This is a genomic window from Flavobacterium limnosediminis JC2902 (assembly GCF_000498535.1).
Lineage (GTDB): Bacteria > Bacteroidota > Bacteroidia > Flavobacteriales > Flavobacteriaceae > Flavobacterium > Flavobacterium limnosediminis.
Window position 1 is genome coordinate 106,021 of record NZ_AVGG01000002.1, and the last position, 18,947, is coordinate 124,967.

Annotated in this window: 16 protein-coding genes; 2 read left to right on the forward strand and 14 right to left on the reverse strand. The window is 38.5% G+C overall.

Annotated elements, in window-relative coordinates; genetic code table 11:
* Positions 1-69: 69 nt before the first annotated feature.
* The 7 genes from hpf to FLJC2902T_RS03285 all read right to left on the reverse strand — a co-directional run bounded on the left by hpf (position 70) and on the right by FLJC2902T_RS03285 (position 5,404).
* Positions 70-372: a ribosome hibernation-promoting factor, HPF/YfiA family gene (gene hpf / locus FLJC2902T_RS03255; RefSeq protein ID WP_023578348.1), complete on the reverse strand. Its 303-nt coding sequence runs from the start codon at positions 370-372 to the stop codon at positions 70-72.
* Positions 373-402: 30 nt separating this feature from the next.
* Positions 403-1,299 carry a tyrosine-type recombinase/integrase gene (locus FLJC2902T_RS03260; RefSeq protein WP_023578349.1) on the reverse strand — a complete coding sequence of 299 codons (897 nt, stop codon included), beginning with the start codon at positions 1,297-1,299 and terminating at the stop codon, positions 403-405.
* Between the two features lie 70 nt (positions 1,300-1,369).
* Positions 1,370-1,564: a 30S ribosomal protein S21 gene (rpsU, locus tag FLJC2902T_RS03265; RefSeq protein ID WP_023578350.1), complete on the reverse strand. Its 195-nt coding sequence runs from the start codon at positions 1,562-1,564 to the stop codon at positions 1,370-1,372.
* A gap of 216 nt (positions 1,565-1,780) precedes the next feature.
* Positions 1,781-2,953, reverse strand: coding sequence for an acyl-CoA dehydrogenase family protein (locus FLJC2902T_RS03270; protein WP_023578351.1), 1,173 nt, complete (start codon positions 2,951-2,953; stop codon positions 1,781-1,783).
* A 45-nt stretch (positions 2,954-2,998) separates the two neighbouring features.
* Positions 2,999-3,883 (reverse strand): ComEA family DNA-binding protein, encoded by an 885-nt coding sequence (locus tag FLJC2902T_RS03275; protein ID WP_023578352.1) that lies wholly within the window; start codon positions 3,881-3,883, stop codon positions 2,999-3,001.
* 11 nt (positions 3,884-3,894) lie between these two features.
* Complete coding sequence (locus tag FLJC2902T_RS03280; protein WP_035677200.1) at positions 3,895-4,116, reverse strand: PspC family transcriptional regulator; 222 nt, start codon at positions 4,114-4,116, stop codon at positions 3,895-3,897.
* A 19-nt stretch (positions 4,117-4,135) separates the two neighbouring features.
* On the reverse strand, positions 4,136-5,404 hold the full coding sequence (locus tag FLJC2902T_RS03285) for a DUF2851 family protein (protein WP_023578354.1): 1,269 nt from the start codon (positions 5,402-5,404) through the stop codon (positions 4,136-4,138).
* Between the two features lie 65 nt (positions 5,405-5,469).
* On the opposite strand from FLJC2902T_RS03285, the gene FLJC2902T_RS03290 reads away from it, so the two are divergent.
* Positions 5,470-7,149 (forward strand): PNGase F N-terminal domain-containing protein, encoded by a 1,680-nt coding sequence (locus FLJC2902T_RS03290; protein ID WP_023578355.1) that lies wholly within the window; start codon positions 5,470-5,472, stop codon positions 7,147-7,149.
* A gap of 43 nt (positions 7,150-7,192) precedes the next feature.
* Here FLJC2902T_RS03290 and FLJC2902T_RS03295 read toward each other — a convergent pair whose 3' ends face one another.
* The 6 genes from FLJC2902T_RS03295 to FLJC2902T_RS03320 form a co-directional block, all read right to left on the reverse strand.
* On the reverse strand, positions 7,193-8,554 hold the full coding sequence (locus FLJC2902T_RS03295; RefSeq protein ID WP_023578356.1) for a pyridoxal-phosphate dependent enzyme: 1,362 nt from the start codon (positions 8,552-8,554) through the stop codon (positions 7,193-7,195).
* Positions 8,555-8,782: 228 nt separating this feature from the next.
* Entirely contained in the window at positions 8,783-10,684 is a 1,902-nt protein-coding gene (locus tag FLJC2902T_RS03300; RefSeq protein WP_023578358.1) for a putative porin, read from the reverse strand.
* A gap of 97 nt (positions 10,685-10,781) precedes the next feature.
* Entirely contained in the window at positions 10,782-11,810 is a 1,029-nt protein-coding gene (locus FLJC2902T_RS03305) for a hypothetical protein (RefSeq protein WP_035677006.1), read from the reverse strand.
* Positions 11,811-11,826: 16 nt separating this feature from the next.
* Positions 11,827-12,687 carry a hypothetical protein gene (locus tag FLJC2902T_RS03310; RefSeq protein ID WP_023578360.1) on the reverse strand — a complete coding sequence of 287 codons (861 nt, stop codon included), beginning with the start codon at positions 12,685-12,687 and terminating at the stop codon, positions 11,827-11,829.
* A gap of 21 nt (positions 12,688-12,708) precedes the next feature.
* A complete protein-coding gene (locus tag FLJC2902T_RS03315) occupies positions 12,709-14,238 on the reverse strand; it encodes a SusD/RagB family nutrient-binding outer membrane lipoprotein (protein ID WP_051364230.1) in 1,530 nt (509 codons plus the stop codon).
* A 10-nt stretch (positions 14,239-14,248) separates the two neighbouring features.
* A complete protein-coding gene (locus tag FLJC2902T_RS03320; RefSeq protein ID WP_023578362.1) occupies positions 14,249-17,329 on the reverse strand; it encodes a SusC/RagA family TonB-linked outer membrane protein in 3,081 nt (1,026 codons plus the stop codon).
* 198 nt (positions 17,330-17,527) lie between these two features.
* Between FLJC2902T_RS03320 and FLJC2902T_RS03325 the strand changes: the two genes are divergently transcribed.
* On the forward strand, positions 17,528-18,127 hold the full coding sequence (locus FLJC2902T_RS03325; RefSeq protein ID WP_023578363.1) for a ribonuclease HII: 600 nt from the start codon (positions 17,528-17,530) through the stop codon (positions 18,125-18,127).
* A gap of 122 nt (positions 18,128-18,249) precedes the next feature.
* Here FLJC2902T_RS03325 and lipB read toward each other — a convergent pair whose 3' ends face one another.
* The gene (gene lipB, locus FLJC2902T_RS03330) at positions 18,250-18,945 is read right to left on the reverse strand and encodes a lipoyl(octanoyl) transferase LipB (protein WP_023578364.1); all 696 of its coding nucleotides are present in this window, start codon (positions 18,943-18,945) and stop codon (positions 18,250-18,252) included.
* Between the last annotated feature and the right edge of the window lie 2 nt (positions 18,946-18,947).

Genomic DNA, 18,947 nt, shown 5'->3' on the forward strand with positions numbered 1-18,947 from the left:
TTCTAACGGACTGCAAATGTAGGGAATTTATTTTTTAATCAAAATAAAATCTATCTTTTTTTTATTTTTTTAAATATGCGGACTTAATTTTTCTTTTCTCTTTACCAAAAGACGCTCCAAAGAATCTACAGACAAATCAACCGCCTCTTCAAAAGACTTACTCTGTTTTTTAACCAAAAAATCATCACCTGGCACCATCACTTTCACCTCTACAATCTTATTTTCCTTATCACTCGTATTATCCAACTTCAGGAAAACATCGGACGACACCACCCTGTCATAATACTTTTCTAATTTATCTAATCGCTCCTGAACAAAATCTACTAATTTTCTGTCAATGTTAAAATTAACAGCATGAACATTTACCTTCATAATAAAAATTTTATTGGGTTACACTTTGAATTATTTCTGGTTGCGCGGATGAGCATCTTGATAAACTCGCTTCAGTTCAGCCAAACTGCTGTGGGTATAGATTTGAGTAGAAGACAAACTTGCGTGACCTAACAATTCTTTTACTGAATTTAAATCGGCTCCATTATTAAGCAAGTGGGTTGCAAATGTGTGCCTAAGAACGTGGGGACTCCTCTTTGTTTTTTCAGAGACAGTACTAAAGTAATCATTTATTAATCGATACACAAACGATTCACTTATTTTATGCCCGTTTTTATTTAATATTAACAAATCAGGATTTTCAATTACATTTAGACGATTTCTTTCAATAAGATAACGATTCAATAACACCACCGTACACTCCAGAAGCGGCAGAATTCGCTCCTTATTCCTCTTCCCCAAAACCTTAAGCGTCTTACTGTAGGGACTGTAATTTCCAACTTCAGTCGCAACCAATTCGGCACGACGCATCCCGGTAGCATAAAAAAGTTCGATAATCAAACGATTGCGAATCCCTTCAAAATCATCCGGATAATCATTTTCCTCAAACACCTGTTCAAGTTCTTTTTCAGAAAAAGGAATCTGCACCTTTTTAGGCGCTTTTAAGGACCTGTGTTTCTGAAGCGGATTCACCTCAATCTGTTTCGACCTGAGAAGGAATTTATAAAACGATTTAAGCGATGATATTTTCCGGTTGACCGAAATATTGGAAATATTATTTTCAACCAAGGAAACAATCCAACTGCGCACCTGAGAATAAACAACTGTTTCCAAAGTCGCATCGGCATCGTGCACTTTCAGGAAATCTTCAAATTCGGACACATCCTTGAGATAAGCAGTAAGCGTATGCGGAGAATAATTTTTCTCTTTCTGAAGGTAATCGCGATACGCCTGTTGAGTAGTAACCATAAAAAAACCGTTAGATACAAAGTTATAAAACTTCATACACTAACGGTTATATTGCTATTCAAAATAAATACTAGCTCTCTAAAGAGTCTCTTAAATTTTGAATGTAAGCTGCTTTTTGGATCTGAGCTCTTCTTGTTACAGATGGCTTAGTGAAAGCTTGACGTGCTCTTAACTGACGAACAGTTCCGGTTTTGTCGAATTTTCTTTTATAGCGCTTTAATGCTCTATCGATATTCTCTCCGTCTTTAATTGGGATAATTAACATAATCTAGACACCTCCTCTCATTTAGGCTGCAAAACTAAAAATTTATTTTGAATTACGAAAGAAAAAACAGAAAATAGAACATAGAAGCAAGAATCAAGAGAGTACAAGCCTCAGAAAGACGATACAAAAGCCCATTCACTAGAACGCTGTCAAACAAAAAAGCCAAGTCACAATTTCTTGTTTCTTGGCTCTTGCTTCTATGTTCTATCCTCTGTCTTAATGCTTTACAGCAGGCTGATAATTTTGTTTATCAAAAATCATTTTTGACAGAATCTCTTTTAATATTTCCGATGTTCCACCGCCTATTGGCCCTAAACGACTGTCTCTTAACAAGCGCGCTAACGGATATTCTTCCATATAGCCGTAACCGCCCAACATCTGCAAACAACTGTAAATGGTTTCATCGGCCACTTTTGTTGATTTCAATTTAGCCATAGTAGCTTCTTTCACTACATATTCACCTTTATCCAATCGGGCAACGGCAGCATAATTAAACAACTTGCAATGCTCTACATCTGTTGCATGCTCCACAATTGTATGTCTTAATGCCTGGAACTTATCAATTGTTCTTCCAAATGCTTCGCGCTCTGACATATATCCTATAGCGTACTCGATGGCATACTCAGCACTTGCATGGGCATTTATCGCCATAATCAAGCGCTCTAATGCAAAATGCTGCATAATATACGGGAATCCTTTTCCTTCTTCACCCATTAAATTGGCAACAGGAATTTCAACATTATCAAATGCTATTTCAGCAGTATCAGAAGCTCTCCATCCCAATTTATCCAATTTTGTAGCGGAAATACCAGGAAGATTACTGTCTACCAAAAACATGCTTATTCCCTTATTTCCTAGTTCCGGATTTGTTTTGGCAGCGACAACGTAATAATCTCCGTAAACACCGTTTGTTATGAAGGTTTTAGAGCCGTTAATAATATACTTGTCTCCGTCTTTTACAGCCGTTGTACGCATACCCGCAACATCACTACCCCCAAAAGGTTCCGTAATACACAAAGCCCCTATTTTATCACCGGAAATACTTGCTGCCAAATATTCCTGCTTTATTCTTTCATCACCTTCTGCATTCAAATGAGTCATTGCTAAATAGGAATGGGCCCACATCGCTGCAGCAAAACCACCGGATTTGATTCTTTGAAGTTCCTCTAAAAAGATGACCGTATAAAACAAATCCAGATTCAATCCTCCATAAGCTTCAGGGTAGCGCAATCCAAAGAAACCCATTTCACCAAATTTCTTCCAGATAAATCGCTCTATAGTTCCTGTTTTTTCCCATTTTTCAATATGCGGAACGACTTCTTTCTGCAAAAAATCACGCAAACTTTCTCTAAATAATTGATGCTCTTCAGTAAAATATATTGAATTCATATAATTGGTATTGTTTTACTATTTTAAATAGTTGATATAATAAATTTAAAGGTTCAAATATAAGGCAATTATATCAACTTTATCAATAGGGAAATTCTTAATTTTTATTAAATCCTCTTTGCTTTTTATATCCCCATTCATACTTCTGTAGGTCACAATCTCTTTGGCAAGATGGTATTTAAAGAACGGAAACTGCGACAATTCCCTCACAGAAGCATCATTAATATTGAGTTTTCGGACATTCGGCGCGGCTAAAACACTAAAACACTTGTTTATGTTCGTAATCACTTCCGGAGACAACCCCCAAACGTCTTCCAACTGTTTCATCGAAACAAAAGCACCAAACTTCTCCCGCTCTTTCAATATTCGTTCCGAAAGCGCCGGACCAATTCCGTATACTTTCATCAATTCTTCCTGCGTTGCCGAATTTATGTCCGCAACCACGATTTTCTCTTTTTTATCGATCGTTTGTTTCGGATAATTTGCAAAGGAATTGTTTTTCGTTTTATTTTTTACCCAATCAGGAAATTTGAAATAGGGCGCTATCTTGCCTAACAGCTCTTTTGAAATTTTAGTTACATTTTGAAATTCGGCAGCGGAATTCACATATTTATTTCCTTCCCGGAATTTATGCAGACGATCAATTTCAGCAACCGACATCCCTAGTGTATATCCTTTATAATCTGAAATAAAATTGGGATTGAACGGATAGATTTTGTGCTTTTCGATTCCTTTCTCTATTTTAAGACTGTCAATTTCCGATTGCAAAGCCAGCCATTCCTTAGCTTCCTGACTATCTGATTGGTTTGAAAAGGTGATTTCCGAAAAACAAAAATAATACGCTAACTGAATAAAAATCATCAGTAAAATAAGCGCAACAATACCACTCCGCTGCTCGCGGGTGTATTTAAAATAAGACGGGGTTTTCATAATTGGGAAGTTTACAAATCAAAAACAGAACTGCGCTTGGTGTACACTTTGTCTTTCAATCGAAATAAAAAAGCCAGAGTAAGATACACGCCAAACCAAAGTCCGACCGTAAAAAAAGAAATGTAAATAAAAAAGAGACGGACGCTCGTGGTTCTCATGCCCAGGCGATCCGCTAAACGGGAAGAAACTTCGAAACCGTGTTTCTCGAAAAAGTGACGTATATTGGTAATCAGTCCCATAGTACAAATGTAATTATTTCTTTAACAATTCTATTCCGATTTCACATTGCAGGCATTTTTTATTGTTGCAATACTCGTTTTTAAGCTGCAGCAAGGTCTGTGAATCAAAAGCATTTTCAGCATGAATCCCGAAACCCGAAAATTTATCGATGATAACATTTTTCTCGGCAGCGATTTCTTCCAAAAAACCAATCAGATCATCCGACACTTCTTTTCCCAAATGCTTTGCATAAGAAAACTGAATCGGAACAATCGTATTCACAACCAACAATTCGACAAAAGAAGACGTTAATACCTTGCGCTTCTTAGGACTTTCTTTATCAAACTGATAATGTGTCTGCCAATAATCGGAAACCTTTACATTAAAAACACTGTACAATGCCGAAACCGATTCGGAAGCAATAATTTTAGAAAACAGATTGTCCTGCTGATGGTACAATTGCGCGAGTTGCGCCAAACGAATCGTGGGAAAATTATCAGGGCGATGTTTAAAAAACTGCAGTGGTTCAATAAAAACATTTTTCAGCTGATACTTATCAGATAAATAATGCCAACGGTTTTGCAGGTTCAAATAGTAAACATCCTGCTTTTCCTCCCGGAGAAATCCGGCACGTCCAAAAAACAAAGCCTCTAAATTTTCAACCTCTGATTTTTCCTTTCGGATGATGGAAAACAGGATGGAATCAGCAATTGCGAAAAAGGAATCACCATTGGTATTCAATCCGAAGTTTTTAGCTAAAAAGCAAAACAAAGTGGTTTCCCAATCATGCTGGTTCCGAAGCAAATGCTGCTGCATAGGAAGCGCTTTTCGTTCAAGGCGCTCAAAAAACAAACGTTCCTGCCACTTTTTCAAAACAAAACCGTTAACGGACGCTAAATCTTTTTCACAGTAAATCCAAGATTTGGCCGAGGAAAGCGAAAGATAACTCTCCAGCGTTTCTTTGGCCACATAATTTTTCAGTTCCAAAACCGGAATTTCAGAATTGTCGGAACGAAAAACATTCGTATCGTGCTCCCAAACCACATGCAGGATCACGGCATCATAGGCCGGATCGTTTTCATGATGATGGACATACCAATCCGAAGACTTAACGTGAATTTCAATATTGCCGGCCCATTTTTGGTTTCCGATATAAATTTGTGCGTTGAAAAAATCAGGGCCTGCTTGCTGCAGGTAATGGCCTGAATGGAGAATTTGAAGTTCTTCTCCCTTACATGTCAACAGTTTTCCAAAGGCAAATTTTCTGTATTGCCAGATGTGGTGTAAAAAATCTTCTTGCATGGCGTATAAAATAGAAAACGAATGTATGAAAAAAATTATCTTTGTGTATCAACATAATTAAAAAAATGAAAAAAAATCTTACATTATTGTTTTTTATCTGCCTGTTTTCGGCATTTGGACAAAACAAACCAAAAGCACCAAACGGACTAAAAATAACATATTTAAAAAACTCCAACGGAAAACCGGTTGAAAATCAGGATCCGATACTGGTTTTTACTAACGAAAACGAAACGGTTGTAACTTCGGAGAGAATCAGCAGCGGCAAAGGGGTTTTCCCTTTTGAACAGACCTTAATTATTAGACCGAAAAACAGATTGGTTCAGGTTGCCAACCTATCTGCAACAAAAACCACAGCAACAACCGACAGCGTTTCCATTGCAAAACAATCTTTTGAAACTACAAATGACACCAAAACCATTTTAGGGTATAAATGTCGAAAAGCAAAAACGGTTATCAATTCGAATACCATTGAACTTTGGTATACCGACGAATTAAAGTTAAAGGGCGCGCCAAGTGTTTTGGGTCAGAATCTCGGATTGGTACTGGAGATGATCCGCAACGGAAATTCGGTCGTGGTCGCTTCCAAAATTGAAAAGCTGAAAAACATAAACCCATCACAACTGATTCCGAATACCGGAAACAATGTCGATGCTTTAACCTACCGTGATTTGTTATGGAAAAGCCGTTTCACTACCATCAGCGTTTTTGAAAACGAAGTCATCAACTTTTCGGATGGTTCTAAATCGAATGACAGTATTTTGCGATTTGCAAACGGGACTATCATACTGAGAAAAATAAAATTTCCGGAGATAAAAAGCGGCAGTCAGGTTTTTGTTGATTTACAGGAACAGTCCAACGGAGACGCTTATGACCGCACCGGTTCCGTTTTTGTAATTCCGACGGATGAAAAAACGTCTTTCATGGACGGATTGCAAAATGGCGCTAAAACACTTCCGGTTTATGAAAACGGAAACGGAAAAAAATATCAGGGTGTTGTTCGAACAGACAATTACTCACCTTTATTGGAGCTGATGCGTTTCTTCACTCCGTTTGGTATCAAACAGTACAATCATATTGAACTAAAAGATAAAAAGTGGCATGAAATCGTTCCGTACCGTCAGGACATCTCCGAATTGTATTCGGCGTTAAGCAACAAAGAACTTTGGGTAGGAACTTTTATCGGAAACTACGACAAAGGAGGACATAAGATTTCGATGCACATTACCATTCATAATGAAGAAGGTCAGAGCGTAAAAAACACTTTTGCATTGCCTCTTTTCAACACTACCAACATTATGGAAATGGCCGAACAGGAATACGCCACTATGTTCAATCATGAAAACGGACTTGAAGTAACATTCACTCTGAACAAAGACGTTAAGAACGCTAAACTCCGTTATACTACTACCGGTCATGGCGGTTGGGAAAACGGTGATGAATTTGTTCAGAAGAAAAACACTATTCTTTTGGATGAAAAAGAAGCATTTGCTTTTATTCCGTGGCGACAGGATTGCGGTTCGTACCGTTTGTTTAATCCGGCATCGGGGAATTTTCCGAACGGATTATCGTCTTCGGATTACAGCCGTTCCAATTGGTGTCCGGGTATGGTAACAAACCCTAACTTAATTGAGTTAGGCGATTTGAAAGCAGGCAAACACACAATACGGATTAAAATTCCGCAAGGCGCTCCTGAGGGCAGCAGCTTTAGCGCGTGGAATGTTTCCGGTGTATTGATTGGGAACTAGAAACAAAAAAGCCACTGAAATTCAGTGGCTTTTTTAATGTTGTTTATTTTATCGAATTGATAATATCGTGTTTTGTAATGATATGGTGTTTTCCGTTTCCTAAATCCACCAAGACGGCCTGATTGTCTTTGTTGATTAATTTTGAAACTTCATCTACCGGCGTTCCTAATTTTACGATTGGAAAAGCGGCGCCCATCACTTCACGGATTGGTTTGTCGGCTACGTTTTTATCTGCCACATAACTTTGGAACAAATCCGATTCATCTACAGAACCCACAAATCCATTGATATCAATTACAGGAATCTGTGAGATTTTGTGCTTGCGCATACGGTCAATTGCGTGAGAAACCAATTCTTCTGTTCGAACAATTACCAACGGTTTATCGATGTGCTCTTTGATCAGGTCTTCGGCTTTAGTGATTTCATCTTCCAGATAACCCCTGTCGCGCATCCAATCGTCGTTAAAGATTTTACCCACATAACGGGATCCTGAATCGTGGAACAATACCACAACCACATCATCCGGACCGAATTCGTCTTTTAACTGTAATAAACCTTTAATTGCAGAACCGGAAGACATGCCAACGAACAAACCTTCTTCCAAGGCTAATTTACGGGTGTAAACCGCGGCGTCTTTATCGGTCACTTTTGTAAAACCATCAATCAGGTCGAAGTTTACGTTTTGCGGAAGGATATCTTCCCCGATACCTTCTGTTACATAAGAATAGACTTCGTTCTCGTCGAAAATTCCTGTTTCCTTGTATTTTTTGAAAACGGAACCATAGGTGTCCACTCCCCAAATTTTGATATTCGGGTTTTTCTCTTTTAAATATTTTGCCACTCCGGAAATCGTACCTCCGGTTCCAACACCTACAATAAAGTGTGTTACTTTTCCGTCTGTCTGTTCCCAGATTTCCGGTCCGGTTTGCTCGTAATTTGCTTTAGTATTGGAAAGGTTATCGTATTGGTTAACGTACCACGAATTAGGCGTTTCCTCGGCAAGGCGTTTGGAAACGGAATAATACGAACGGGCGTCAGTTGGTTCTACGTCGGTTGGACAGATTACCACTTTGGCACCCACGGCACGCAGGATATCCATTTTTTCTTTGGACTGTTTATCAGTAATTACACAAATCAATTTGTACCCTTTGATGATGGCGGCCAAAGCCAATCCCATACCGGTATTTCCGGAGGTACCTTCGATGATGGTTCCGCCCGGTTTTAAACGGCCGTCTGCCTCGGCATCCTCAACCATTTTAAGTGCCATACGGTCTTTACACGAATGTCCCGGATTGAAATATTCCACTTTTGCCAAAACCAAAGCGGGGATTTCAGCGGTAATTTTGTTCAGCTTTACCATGGGAGTGTTCCCGATGGTGCCTAATATATTTTCTACGTATTTCATTTCAATTTATAATTTGCTGTTTTTACAGTTTTAAGCCTGTAAATATATTGATTTAAACGATGTTTCCAAAAGGAAAAAAAGGCTGCCCCATAGCCCCGATGGGAGTAGAAATCCTTGTTGTTTGGAGATTGCTTTGCAAGCTCCAAACAACAAGATTGAAACGGACAGCGGGAACATGGAAACCAAAAAAGCCCGTCCCGATAGCTATCGGGACATTCGCTCCAAAAACTAACTAAAGAAATTCCAGATCACTCCGAAGCGTATCATGAAATCCCGGTAAGGATAATTGGGAGCGGTATAATAATCACTTTTCGAAAAGCCGGAGTTAAAATGTTCCGCCTTCAGGAACACGCGAAACGTTCTGATCTTGGCATTGATAAAGTAATCCAGCATGGGATAACCACCCACATCCTTTTGAGTTTGGATATAGAACTCACCCAGCAACGGATTGTAGTCGTTTGCCTTGTATTCTGTAAAATAATTAAGAGTTACACCGGTTTGTATGAACAATGCTTTCTTGAAGAAATATTGGCTGAAATACAAAGTGTTTCGTGTTGTAAATTGGGGTACATTCAGTATATTTTCTGATTGTTGCACCTGCTGGAACAAAAACGTGTTATCTAAGGCGAATTTACCCATCTTGAATTCGTTACCGGCCTTTACCGACAAATAATTAATGGTTTTATCGTACTGATACGGCTTAACGATTAACTGATTGGCTATACCTTCCTCGTTATAGGATGGATTTTCGTTTGCAAAAAACAAATGATCATTTAAAACAGTATACTGAATCGAAGCTTCAAACCATTTTGTTTTGGCCTCGACTTCTATGTTGTTGATTTTTTCGTTCTTAAAACTATTAAACCAGTTGTATTCTTGGTAATCACTTTGATATAGATTGTAGTTTAAATTTGGCAGCTTATTCATGTTCTGGTACTTGAATGAAAAAACATTGTTCTCATTCAGGCTATAACGCACTGTGGCGTCTAAGTTAGCCAAAGACTGCTCGGTAATGGAATTCGAGATAAGGAAAATCCCTTTCCATTTGTTCTTCTGATAAACATATTGAGCGCCCCATGTATTGATTTTATCATTGATGGCATTGGGTACAAATCCGTCAGTCTGCGCTACGGTTCTGTAATAAAAATAATTGTATTGGTAATCTTCCACGAAGAAATTAAAATCACCAACATTTTTATGGGAATAGGCAACACCGATCTTGTTATACATTCGGTTGTAGCGGGTCTTGTTATCTATAAAAGAAGAGTAGCTCTCACCGAAACGCCCGTCTGCCGACATGGTAAATTCAAAAAACTTGTACTCGTAATTAAACTGATGACTCAACACCACGCTGCTTGGTTTCTTACTCAGCTTAAAAGAATGATCAACAAAAAAACGGTTCCCTTTTAACAGTGATTCGGCATCATAAAAATACACATCCAAACGTGGTCGTTCGCCATAAACATCTTCTCCGTCTTCAAATTGGGAAAGAAATTGAATCCCTCCGTTTTCTTGGTTCAGGATATCCTGTCCGGTCATGTGCGCTTTCAGAAGATAGCGTTTGTCGGTGGTATTATAACTGGCAATGAATTTAAAATTTCCTGTACTGGAAAGTTGGTGCTGATACTTCCCTAACGAACGTAGCCCTTTATACCCCACTGAAAAATTCAGATTTTGAGATACGTTGGCAGTTACGAAAGCATCCAGGTTCTGTCCTTGTTCCATAACCGATTTGTAATACAGATCCGAATATGGTGTAGCCACATTATAGTAATTAATATCACGGACTTCAAGGTAGTTAAAGTGCTTGGCCAGAAAACCGAATTCGGGGAAAGGATTAAAATTGGTTAAACCGAAATCCAGCGTGTTATACGTTTGCCCTTCGTTAAGAAACGGTAACAACCCGAAAGTATCCTTGCGCAAGTAATTGAATTTGTATTCGCGTTTAACAGTAAGAGAAGTATCAACAATGGTTGTATCTCTTTCTATGGTAATGATCTTGTATAAATCTATGGTTGCTTTTTTTTCCTGATTGCTCAGAGCGGCATTTTTATCTAACTGCAAATCGTCATCCTGTGCAAAAACAGAAAAAGAAAACAGAAATAATAAACAGAAAAGACCTTGTCTCATAATTTTCAATTAGACGACAAAGGTAATCAGATTTAGATAAATTATTCAAATAAAAAAAGCCCCACAAATAGTGGGGCTTTTATAACTTCAGAAAAAATTATTTTCTGTTCTTTTTAGATTTCAATTTGAAATCAGCCATTCTACCTTGCGCTAAAACGTTTCCATCAACATCCTGTAACTCATAAGTAGTTCCAGTTTTGATTAGGATACCTGCCACTTGGTAAGCATCTGCGAAACCTTCGTTAGCACCACCTAAGCTGTATTTCCAAACGTCGTCAATGTTAACTACGTGATGCCATACACCTGGCTTAGCCATAGTAACTTTCATTTTGAATTTAATATCCTCTGCAGGAATCGCTGTTGTCGGTCTTGCTCTAGACCAGAAACTAGGAACGATGAAGTAAGCACCATTTGGAGCCGTTTCAGCCAGAGTAATTTCAGCAGGACAATTATCATAGTCTTGCTCTACCACTGCAAAGTTGCTGTCATATAATTCCAAGTCGAAATCGAAAGCACATAAAGCGTGATGATCACCACCACTGTTATCAACGTAGTCACCTTCCACTAATGTACCGTGAGAATCTGTTACTGTCTGAGACCAATCCGCAATAGCAACAAAATCATTTGAAGTTTTGTTCGTTACGGTAATCGTAATCATCTCAGAAGCCGCAGCAACACTTCCATTTGCATTACCCATAGATGTTAATTTCAACTTGATTTCTTCTGTACCTTCCGGTAATAAATCAAATATTGGAGTAATATCTACAGTGTGTGTTGAAGCATAAGCCGGGAAGTACACTTTGTGCCCGATAAGTCCCCAACCATCATCAATATTAGTTTCTTCATCTGTAGTATTATTACCATCTCCTTCGACAATATAGTCTCTGAAACTGGCTGTACCACCAACTAACTCAAGTTTGAAATCCATTCTTTTATTAATCGGAGTTTCAGTATTCAAAACAAGGTTTACCACTTGTCCCTCTTCAACTGAAAAGTTCGTTTCCGCTGCCGTAACTACAGGCTTGGTCCCTCTCTCTAAGGTTGTATCGTCATCCTCACTACATGATGATAACAATCCAATTGCAGCCGCAGCAAACAAAAAGTTATATCTAACAATATTCTTCATATCAATAATTTATTTGTTAATTTCTCGTATACGTAGTTCTAAAAACACGATTATTCAAACCAGGATAAGGCACAACATCATATGCTGTCTGGAACGAGTTACCATCAGGAGCTACCAAACCGTGGTAAGGGACACTTGATGTAAATGGTACTCCCAAGACGTCATTAGAGAACCCTCCTAGGTTTTGGTTATCAGGAAGCGTTAATTCATCGCATATGTCAATAAACTCATAACCTTGCGGACTAAATGTCGCAGCAGGATAATTAGCAACATAACGAGTTCTGAAGGTGTTAACTCCAACCTGAGTAACTACTTCGTCAGTTCTTGTAACACTACTTGTACCATTATTCCAACTAATCACTGCTGTATAATTACCCTGCAAAGTTGACAAACAACCTACAAACGCAATCTTAACAATCTGATATTGTTCACCTATAGTTGAACCTTCAGAAACAGTAGTCAATTTCAGGTACAACACCGTTTTTTCCGTCGGACTTAACGCCGCTGTATGAACAGTAATAGGAATGCTAACAAAAGAAGCTCCCGGCTCTATTGTTGCAGTACCAAATGTATCTACATAGTCATACTCAAGACCTTCTACAGCTAATCGCTCACCAGCAAGCGCTTCCTCAGGCGCTTCAACGTAAGACACTAGTATAGGTGAATCAGAATATTGACCATTTCCATTTCCGATTACAGACACCTGAACATTTCTTTCAATTGGTCCTAAATCGGAAAAATATGCCATGGTCTCCAATGAAGCCCCGAAACCAATAACTTTCGGACCATTGGAAAAATCCTGTTCTGTTCTAATATCATCGTCTGTACAAGAAATAGTTGCGGCAGCGATGATTAATAAAGACAATATTTTTTTCATAATTATATGATTTAAAATTAATTATTGTGCAAACCAGAATGGACCTGAAGTATAGCAATCAGTCACAGACTGTGCAGGTACATTAGCTGTATTGCTGGCAATCTCAGATATCGGGTACATTAGTCTGCGTGGTTTGTGGTCACCTGGAGCTTCTGCATCCAACGGCATAGGAATGTTAGCATCGATCAATGGCACTCCGTTTTTACGAGCTCTTGTGTACTCGATAAAGATCTCAGCACCATTAATTCCGTTTAAAGCTATACTTTTTTGATAGAAAATAGCCTCTAACTGTTCTGCAGGTGTACCTGCAGTATATCCTTTTCCAGGAGTAACATTTACTGCAGCAATATAAGCACTCGGATTACCAGCACCCAATTGACTGAAAGAAGCAGCGATTGCACCGTCAAACAAAGCTTGAGGGTCACCTGCTAAATAACCTTTGTGTGCCGCTTCAGCCTGTAACAACAAACTTTCAGCCAACAACATCATATAACCATCCTGTTCTGAACTAATTACAAGACCTGGTCCTAGTGCAGAAATATCAGCTGGCGCATTTCCATCAGGGAAAGAAAAATCACCTTGCTCTACACCAACTACCGCACCTGATATCAGCGTAAACAACCTACCTCTTCTTGGATCTGTAGGAGTACTATTTAACTGACCTGCGATATAAGCAGAAGCTCTTCTGAAACGGTAAGTCGTTCTTTGAGCTCTGGTAGGGTCATTAACCGGCTTAAGGTCATACATCAGGTTATACCATGGATTTTGTCTGTCGTCACTACCGTTTGAATAACCGGGATTGATTGTAACATCCTGATCCACAAATGAAGCAGTAGCCAATTCAGCGAACTCATCCGCTAAATAAGTTGTAGTCTCAGCATCAGTCAACTCAGACTGTCTTAATAAAATTCTAAGTTTCAATGTGTTGGCGAATTTTTTCCAACCTTCCATATCACCTTCTAAAATAACATCCTCACTACCCACAACAAGTGCAGTAGCCGGTGCATTATCAATCATATCGACAGCATTTTCCAACTGCACAACCAAGTCACGATAAATTGCTTTATCATCATCATAAGCAGGTGATAAGTTAGCAACCCCCAGGTGAGCCTGAGAATAAGGAACATCTCCATACAAATCAACCATGTACTGCATATAAAATGCTTTACAAATCATTGCAATCGCTTTATGATTCTCAAAGTTTGGTGCAGGATGATTAATAATTTTAGTGAACTCCCCAGTACTTCTGTAAACACCATCCCAGATATCATCATAGAAATTGTTACTGATAGTAATTCCGAATTCTTCAGCATAACCTCCTGTGAAGGAGTTTACGTTAGCACCCCAGTTGTTCATAAATACGTTTCCATACTCATTCATACGTCTGGTTAAGTTTCTGTATGAATCGGACTGCGCTGCAGCAAGCGCCAAGTTTGGCGTCACCAAAGAAGCGCTAGGATCATCAGATGAATTGTTAACATCCAAATAATCACTACATGAAAATAGCATGAAACCAGCTATTAACGGTAATATAAATTTAATTCTCTTCATTTCTTTTCAATTAAAAAGTTAGGTTAACATTGAAACCGAAAGTTCTGGTAGCAGGATACTGTCCTGATACAGCCAAACCTTGATCATTTCCAGATGATCTTGATTGTTCAGGATCGTGGTAATTTCTGTTTTCTTTTGGTAATACAATGAACGGATTTCTGGCATTAACACCAAAACGTAAAGCAGTCAAACCAGCTCTCTCAATCATTTTTGAAGGCAAAGAATAACTTAATGACAACTCTCTAACTTTGAAAGCAGTAGCATCTAACACCATGTTTTCCTGAACCGCTCTGTACTCATTTGAGAAATAGTTCAAATATGATGTATATGTAGTTCCACCTGTAACAACGTTTGTATTAGCAACGTATTCTCCAGGATTGTTAACATCAGGGATTGACGAGTTAGGGAAAATAAATCCAGAACGACCGTTTTCTGCAGATTCCACTAAGTGACCAGACCAAGATAAATCATCTTTGCTACCTGCCCAGAATTGGTGACCTGTTCTGTAATCCATTACAGCAGCCAAACGAATTCCTTTGTACTCTACCGAAGTATTGTAGTTAATGATATAATCAGGAGTAGCCTTACCTAATTTCACATACTCAGTAGTACGAAGAGGGTTACCTGTATCAGGATCAAGAATTACTCTACCTTGATCATCTCTTTGGTAAGCAATACCTTTAATCAAAGGAAACTCTTCACCTTCTTCAGCAAAGATACCCACACCATTTCCAGAGAAATTAACCAATGCAACAGACTTAGCATCCGGAGCAGCTTTATCAACAATAGACTCGTAAGTAGAGTATCCTACTCTGTTATCCCAGATAAAATCTTTTGTTTTAATAGGCACAAAACCTAATTCCAACTCATAACCTGTAGTAGTCATTTCCCCTACGTTACCTTTAACATTCACAAATCCTGTAGCGGCAGAAACCGATCTGTTTGTGATTAGGTCAGTAGTTTTAGTTTGGTAGTAAGATCCTTCAAAAGTAATTCTGTCATCGAAGAAACCTAATTGAAGTCCAATCTCTGAAGTCGCCATGAACTCAGGCTTAATTTTAGGATCCATAGGAGACTTGTCATAAGTGAAAGAGTTCAAGCTTCCAAATGGATAACCAATCCCTGAACCATAAACAGGATCCAATTCATTAACAAGAATATTTGAAGAGTTACCAACTTTTACGTAAGAACCGTATAATTTAGCATAAGTTAACACATCGTTGTTTTTTAAAGCATCGAATGCTTTAGTCGGGATAAAGGAAACCCCTACTGACGGATAGAAATAGTTATCTTTCTCAGCACCGTGCAATGTAGAGTTCCAGTCATTTCTTCCAGTTACGTTTAAGTTTAAGAAATCATTATAACTTAAATCCACGTTACCGAAGAAACCGAATCTTCTTTGTCTAGCATAACTATTACCTCTTCTAACCTCACCTGTTACGTTTGCAATATTATAATAACCTGGAATAGTTAAATTATTACCTCCCACACTTGTAGATTGAGAGTAAACATCTTGTAAGTTATTACCGATATTCGCTTTCAAATCAAGAGCCTCAGTTAATTTATAATCAAAGTTCACCAAGAAATCCGCATAGAATCTTCTTGTATTCGAGTTACTTGTATCAAAAGAAGAAACCACATTGTGATCACCACCACCAACTTGAATCAAATCCACATGTCCATTAGTATAACTTCTTGAATTTGCCTGAGTTACTTGGATACTTGGAGTATAAGTAAAGCTGATATTCTTATTCAACTCATAGTTTAATGTAGCAATTCCACTGAAGTAATCAGATCTGTTTTCATTACGAACATTATCTCTCAACCAGTAAGGGTTATCATAGTAAGAAGTCCAGTGACCATCCTGACCTGAATTCTCGAAAAGCTCTACAGGAATATTAGTAGCCGTTTGCAATAAGTCAGAAAACAAGTTAGAAGAAGTTGTTTTTGTTTTTGAAGTAATATAGTTTGTATTTCCTTCAATTGTCCATTTTCCAAATTTCTTACCTCCTTTAAAGATAAAAGAGTTTCTCATCAACTCATCACCTTCAACAACGAATTCAGTATTTTGTCTGTTTGCAGTAAACATAACATACCCATTATCAATATCTCCTCCACTGATTGTAGCACCTGTCTGAAGAATTGTTCCTGTGTTGAAGAATTTTTTGATATTGTCTTTAATTGAGCTGTATGGCGCCATGATATATGAACCATCTGCCTGAGCCAAACCTACCGGTCTGATTACACCGTCAAATTCAGCACCCCAACCACCGTTCTCGTAAGAAACGTGTTGTCCGTTCCAACCTTGACCGTAACGTCTTTGTCTTTGAGGAATAAAAGAAACCTCTTCAAAGTCAACAGATGAGTTAACGGAAACATTTAACTTACCGCTTTTAGCACCTCTTTTAGTTGTAACAATAATTACACCGTTCACACCTTGATCTCCGTAAAGAGCAGCACCCTGAGCACCTTTCAAAATGTTTGTAGACTCAATTGTTTCAGGAGCCATCGATTGTAAGATACCAGCCGTTGAGATAACATTGTCGATTACAACCAACGCCTGGTTGTTACCTGAAATCGAACGGGTACCACGTAATACGATACGAGTTGTTGCATTTACACCATTATTTGTAGTGTTAATTTGCAAACCTGTTACTTTACCTGCTAATGACTGAACAACGTTCGGGTTAGCAGCCTGAGTTAATTCTTTTGCTTTTACCACTTGGTTAGAAGACGTGATCTGATCTTGTCTTTTCTTAATACCAACAGCGGTAACAACAACTGTTTCTAATGCTGTAGACTCTGCAGCCATAGCAACATTAATTTTGTTTGAAGCACCAACAGTTTGAGTAGCGTCTGTCATTCCGATAAATGAAAACACTAAAACCTCACCTGTTTTAGCTTTGATGGTATAATTACCATCCATGTCTGTTTGTGTTCCACGAGTTGTACCTTTAACAACAACGCTCACACCTGGCAACGGTAGACCACCTTCGGTTACTGTACCAGTAACAGTTTTCTCCTGTGCGAAGGAAAACTGCATTGAAAACGCTAGCAATAGCGCAAAAATCCATTTAAACTTCGATCTCATACTAAATTTATTTGAGTTAGTTATTTCGCAAACTTCTTAATAATTTCTTAAATAACCAAATATTACTACAGAATTATACTATTTAGCGTGTGTTAAATATTTTTCGAAATAAAAACAAAATATTCAATAAACTAACACTTAGAGGGTAAACACTCTAACAATCGATTCCTTTTTTTATATTTTTGCAAAAACACAAGAATGTTACTCAAAAATTTTTCCGATTTTTCTCTTGAGGCAGGAACCGATGAAGCTGGTCGCGGCTGTCTGGCCGGTCCGGTTACCGCTGCCGCTGTAATTCTCCCAAACGAATTCACATCAACACTATTAAATGACTCGAAACAACTTTCTGAAAAGAACCGGGAAAAACTGAAACCCATCATTGAAAGCGAAGCCGTTACTTTTCATGTAGTGCATCTTGAACCCGAAATCATTGACAACATCAATATACTTAATGCCTCCATCCAAGCTATGCAGAATTGCATCGTCAATCTGAGTCCGACTCCGGAATATATAATTGTAGACGGCAACCGTTTCAAGCCCGTAAACAACATTCCACACAGTTGCATTATTAAAGGTGACAGTAAATATTTAAGTATAGCCGCAGCATCGGTTTTAGCAAAAACCTACCGGGATGAATATATGGATCGGATTCATGAGGAATTCCCAATGTATAACTGGAAAAAAAATAAAGGCTACCCAACTGCAGAACACCGGGAAGCCATTAAGAAGTATGGAGTAACCAAATACCACCGAATGTCGTTTCGGTTGCTACCGGAGCAGTTGAAGCTGGAGTTATAAAGGAAGAGAATAGAAAGATGGACGAAAGAAAAAAGACGAGAACAAAAAGTTAAAAACGAATCATATCCAACTACAATCCCCAATCCATTTCCCTTTTTCTATTCTCTATTTTCTTTCCTCTTTCAAACCATCTCCGCCTCAAACAAATCAGCGAAGTGTTTTACTATTTTTTGCTTCACTTCCAGCTCGTCAATTGCTCTTCCGAGTTCAACATGCATTGAAGTGACCGCTTTGCCTTTTATCCCGCACGGAATGATATTATCAAAATACCCCAGGTCGGCATTTACGTTTAGTGCGAAGCCATGCATGGTCACCCATCGGGAAGCACGAACTCCCATTGCACAAATTTTTCTGGCGAACGGCGTGCCCACTCCCAACCAGACTCCGGTTTCGCCCTGACTTCTTTCCGAAGACAGTCCGTAATCGGCTAATGTAAGAATTATGGCTTCTTCCAACAAGCGAAGGTATTTATGGATATCGGTGAAGAAATTTTCAAGATCCAGAATAGGATACCCTACAATCTGACCGGGACCGTGATACGTAATATCCCCTCCTCTGTTTATCTTATAAAAGGTCGCTTCTTTTTCAGCAAGTTGTTTTTCACTTAGAAGCAAATTCGACAAATCACCACTTTTACCTAAAGTATATACGTGTGGATGTTCTACGTATAAAAAGTGATTAGGCGTTTCCAGATTTGACTCTTCCCTCCTGTTTTTTATTTTGAGATCCAGAATTTCCTGAAATAAGGTTTCCTGAAAATCCCAAGCATCTTTATAATCCTTAAATCCTAAATCCTGAAGTTGTACTTTCTTGTTCATAG

Bases quoted from the DNA above. Each gene is read 5' to 3' on its own strand.
- FLJC2902T_RS03290 (WP_023578355.1), top strand. From the start codon at position 5,470: ATGAAAAAAAATCTTACATTATTGTTTTTTATCTGCCTGTTTTCGGCA.
- FLJC2902T_RS03320 (WP_023578362.1), bottom strand. From the start codon at position 17,329: ATGAGATCGAAGTTTAAATGGATTTTTGCGCTATTGCTAGCGTTTTCA.
- rpsU (WP_023578350.1), bottom strand. From the start codon at position 1,564: ATGTTAATTATCCCAATTAAAGACGGAGAGAATATCGATAGAGCATTA.
- FLJC2902T_RS03315 (WP_051364230.1), bottom strand. From the start codon at position 14,238: ATGAAGAGAATTAAATTTATATTACCGTTAATAGCTGGTTTCATGCTA.
- FLJC2902T_RS03300 (WP_023578358.1), bottom strand. From the start codon at position 10,684: ATGAGACAAGGTCTTTTCTGTTTATTATTTCTGTTTTCTTTTTCTGTT.
- lipB (WP_023578364.1), bottom strand. From the start codon at position 18,945: ATGAACAAGAAAGTACAACTTCAGGATTTAGGATTTAAGGATTATAAA.
- FLJC2902T_RS03325 (WP_023578363.1), top strand. From the start codon at position 17,528: ATGTTACTCAAAAATTTTTCCGATTTTTCTCTTGAGGCAGGAACCGAT.
- hpf (WP_023578348.1), bottom strand. From the start codon at position 372: ATGAAGGTAAATGTTCATGCTGTTAATTTTAACATTGACAGAAAATTA.
- FLJC2902T_RS03305 (WP_035677006.1), bottom strand. From the start codon at position 11,810: ATGAAGAATATTGTTAGATATAACTTTTTGTTTGCTGCGGCTGCAATT.
- FLJC2902T_RS03260 (WP_023578349.1), bottom strand. From the start codon at position 1,299: ATGGTTACTACTCAACAGGCGTATCGCGATTACCTTCAGAAAGAGAAA.
- FLJC2902T_RS03275 (WP_023578352.1), bottom strand. From the start codon at position 3,883: ATGAAAACCCCGTCTTATTTTAAATACACCCGCGAGCAGCGGAGTGGT.
- FLJC2902T_RS03295 (WP_023578356.1), bottom strand. From the start codon at position 8,554: ATGAAATACGTAGAAAATATATTAGGCACCATCGGGAACACTCCCATG.
- FLJC2902T_RS03285 (WP_023578354.1), bottom strand. From the start codon at position 5,404: ATGCAAGAAGATTTTTTACACCACATCTGGCAATACAGAAAATTTGCC.
- FLJC2902T_RS03270 (WP_023578351.1), bottom strand. From the start codon at position 2,953: ATGAATTCAATATATTTTACTGAAGAGCATCAATTATTTAGAGAAAGT.
- FLJC2902T_RS03310 (WP_023578360.1), bottom strand. From the start codon at position 12,687: ATGAAAAAAATATTGTCTTTATTAATCATCGCTGCCGCAACTATTTCT.